The sequence below is a fragment of the Pseudoalteromonas sp. GW168-MNA-CIBAN-0100 genome (assembly GCF_040309225.1).
Classification (GTDB): domain Bacteria; phylum Pseudomonadota; class Gammaproteobacteria; order Enterobacterales; family Alteromonadaceae; genus Pseudoalteromonas; species Pseudoalteromonas arctica.
Genome location: NZ_JBEOOL010001035.1, coordinates 1 through 239, shown reverse-complemented (window position 1 = coordinate 239; position 239 = coordinate 1). Strand labels below are relative to the sequence as shown.

Genomic DNA, 239 nt, shown 5'->3' with positions numbered 1-239 from the left:
GGTTAAAGCAGTATGACAAACACAATCGACATTCGTGATGCGCAAGCAAGTGATGCAAAAACCATTTTGCACTTTATTAATGAGCTCGCTATTTATGAAAAAGAGCCACAAGCAGTTAAAACTAATGAACAAGCCATTTTAGATACCCTTTTTAGTGAAGGCGCAACAGCGCATAGCATTATATGCTTTGATGGCGACGAGCCCATTGGCTTTGCTGTTTATTTTTATAATTACTCTAC

1 protein-coding gene is annotated in these 239 nt (G+C 38.1%); it reads left to right on the top strand.

Going from position 1 to position 239, the window contains the following annotated elements; translation table 11 throughout:
• Nucleotides 1-12: 12 nt before the first annotated feature.
• The coding region (locus AAEY62_RS24495; RefSeq protein WP_502935574.1) for a GNAT family N-acetyltransferase at nucleotides 13-239 on the top strand (227 nt) is incomplete at its 3' end.